The organism is Oscillatoria sp. HE19RPO (genome assembly GCF_024220515.1).
Lineage (GTDB): Bacteria > Cyanobacteriota > Cyanobacteriia > Cyanobacteriales > Laspinemataceae > Laspinema.
In genome coordinates, this window is record NZ_JAMXOT010000328.1 from 1 (window position 1) to 2,480 (window position 2,480).

Here is a 2,480-nt window from a genome sequence, read left to right on the forward strand (position 1 = left end):
GGAACTCCAAAAAATAAAATACCCAAAAAACCCGCAGGCTTAAGCCTGGGGCTACACGGACAAAGCCCGCCTGCGCGGGCTAATACAGTTAGGTGCTTAACCATCGGGATTTGGAGGATTTATTTGTTGGAACACCCTTATACGAGAATTAGAAATGAAAGGAGAACTTTCAAGATTTGAAAGTTGTCAGGAAATCAAGCGTCTGTGGAATCATCTCAAACAAGAAAAGGAAGATTTAGCCCGAGGAGGGGATAAATTTGGAGGGAATACTCTCTAAATTATTGTTTTATCCCTAGAATCGATCCAGTCAGCCTCTGTGAATTGTGGGGCTAAAAAACTTCTCTTTTTCGGGGAAGACTCTCTCCCAGAAACCGCCGGAAAATTTTCTCCTATTTTGGCGAAAACCTGCCTGAATTCTCGGGGTTATTTTGAGCGGTTGTTTATCTAACGATGTATTAATCCTTACCAGAACAGTTAACAAGAATTCACCGCTTTAGATAGAAGCCCAGATTACTCTCCAAGGATAAGCTGGGAATAACCTAACATCCAGAAAGTGCTGGGAATTCCCAACGCGGTTCAAAATGGGCAAGCGACTATCCTATCATCGTTAAGTTCATTCTCTGTACCTTCATCTTAGGAATTCCCAGTTTTTCTCTTTCCTCTTTGCTCTTTTTAGGTGGGCGATCGCCCAAAAAAAGAACGCCGAATCTCTACTCTGTAGAAAACTCGACGTTCTTTTTATGCTGTTGATTTTCTAAAACCGAAACTCGGTTTTAGTGTTCTCAAGTCGGAGCGGCGGGATTCGAACCCACGACCCCTACCACCCCAAGGTAGTGCGCTACCAAGCTGCGCTACGCCCCGACGACGCTTTACTATCTTAGCATGAACTTTTTATGGACGCAAGAGGGAAATTAAAAAATTTTTAACACCCTTGCCGCCTCGACCAGTCCGGGGACTGCTTCCGCAGGCCAACTGAATTCACAGCGCCGTCCTGTACTGAGGATAACATGAAGAAGATACGCATGGGGATAGCCTTCTACCTCCATCCACAAAACATCGCTTTCCGCTTCACAGGCGATCCTTTCCGAATCCATCAACTCCGATGCCATTTGCATCATCGTCGTTGCCAATTGCCCCAATAATCGACAAAAGTCATTGAACTCGCCCTCGGTAAGCTCGATCGCCCAATCATCGCCCCCGACTAAACCCTGATAGAGTTCCCCTTGAGGGTCCCATCCAATCCGCCATCCGGCACCACTTTTAATCCGTCGTTCTGCGTTAGGAACCGTTTCAGGAGACATCAACCCACGACCCCTCTACAATCTCAATAAATCTGCATCCCCGGATTCCGGCAAGGGCGGAGGTCCTGCGGGAGTGTTCGGGGATGCGGGAGTTGCCTGGGGAGTTGTCCCTGGGGTTGGCCCTTGGATGTTGTAGTAGTTGGGATTAAACAGGGTGACGAGAACCTCAATTAACTCATCCCGTTGTTGGCGGTTGAGTTGGGAGAGGATGTAGCGATCGCCTGCCATCGGATTCTCTTGCAAGACCCCATTCCCGGGATAGGCAGTCTCGTCGAGTTCCTCCAGAACCCCCAGATAGTCTGCTAGGGTCAGCTTCCAATCCAGACGAAACATCGGCAGACGATTTTTGACATAGAGGTGATAGGAAATCAACCGACTCGCCAGGGTGTTATTCGGGTCCACCTCTCCAGTCTCAGTGCTGATGTAATTATTTGCTAAGGGGAAATCGGGTAGGCGTTCATAGACTTGCCGCCACAGTTGCCGGGGGTCTAACCGTTGTCGGCGTTGAGGGGGTGAAACCTCTTGGGCGAAGGCCCTGGGTGAAATTTCAGGTAAATCCCCCTGGGGAGGGATTCCTAAAGATAGACCTAAAGTTAACCCAATCAACACCCAGGCGATCGCTGACCTTTTGCGCTGCGGTTGCATCATCTTTTGTCTTCCTGCCACAGAACCCAATTTCCCCTCCAAACCGTTAATTAATCGCCGATGATTTCCGGTTGCGCCAGTTCATCGGACATTTCGACGATCGCCCGAATCACGGGTTTCATTGTCGGTTCTTCCATGCTGTCGAAATCTTCATAGCGGCGACGCTTGGCACGATTCGCGACTTGGACGGTAATCCGATAACGATTTGAGGCAGCACTCACCAGGTCCTCAGCGCGGCGCATCAGGTGTTCCGTATCAATGGTCGCCCGTTTGTGGGGGGCAAACAATGCTCGCCTGGAAAAACTTTCGATTTTGTCTGTTGAAGTGAAGCTAGAACGCTTACTTTTTTCTGGATTGCCCGATCCACTATTCATGATTCTGTACCTTTAGGTAATTTTGACACTCCCCGGTCTAAAGACACGGGGATTCTTTAGAAGGCAGTCGTAAGACTGCTAAACCCTACTCAGCCGTAGCCTTTCGGCAATCAAGGCGGTGCCAATTGCCGCTATTCTCTCTGCCCGAAGGCATTGAGCC

The 2,480-nt window shown here is 49.1% G+C and carries 4 protein-coding genes and 1 tRNA gene; 1 reads left to right on the forward strand and 4 read right to left on the reverse strand.

From position 1 onward, the window contains the following. Positions 1 to 154: 154 nt before the first annotated feature. A complete protein-coding gene (locus tag NG833_RS30610; RefSeq protein ID WP_256556154.1) occupies positions 155 to 277 on the forward strand; it encodes a hypothetical protein in 123 nt (40 codons plus the stop codon). A 510-nt stretch (positions 278 to 787) separates the two neighbouring features. Here the strand turns inward: NG833_RS30610 and NG833_RS25470 are convergent. The 4 genes from NG833_RS25470 to NG833_RS25485 form a co-directional block, all read right to left on the reverse strand. Continuing rightward, a tRNA-Pro gene (locus tag NG833_RS25470) sits at positions 788 to 861 on the reverse strand. A gap of 50 nt (positions 862 to 911) precedes the next feature. Beyond that, positions 912 to 1,301, reverse strand: coding sequence for a DUF1818 family protein (locus tag NG833_RS25475; protein ID WP_254568078.1), 390 nt, complete (start codon positions 1,299 to 1,301; stop codon positions 912 to 914). Between the two features lie 15 nt (positions 1,302 to 1,316). Next, complete coding sequence (locus NG833_RS25480; protein ID WP_254568079.1) at positions 1,317 to 1,949, reverse strand: hypothetical protein; 633 nt, start codon at positions 1,947 to 1,949, stop codon at positions 1,317 to 1,319. Between the two features lie 47 nt (positions 1,950 to 1,996). Beyond that, positions 1,997 to 2,233, reverse strand: coding sequence for a DNA-directed RNA polymerase subunit omega (locus NG833_RS25485; RefSeq protein WP_256556155.1), 237 nt, complete (start codon positions 2,231 to 2,233; stop codon positions 1,997 to 1,999). Positions 2,234 to 2,480: the final 247 nt, after the last annotated feature.

What these genes read in the sequence shown, in the direction of transcription:
- NG833_RS30610 (WP_256556154.1), top strand. Translation starts at nt 155, where the DNA reads ATGAAAGGAGAACTTTCAAGATTTGAAAGTTGTCAGGAAATCAAGCGT.
- NG833_RS25475 (WP_254568078.1), bottom strand. Translation starts at nt 1,301, where the DNA reads ATGTCTCCTGAAACGGTTCCTAACGCAGAACGACGGATTAAAAGTGGT.
- NG833_RS25480 (WP_254568079.1), bottom strand. Translation starts at nt 1,949, where the DNA reads ATGATGCAACCGCAGCGCAAAAGGTCAGCGATCGCCTGGGTGTTGATT.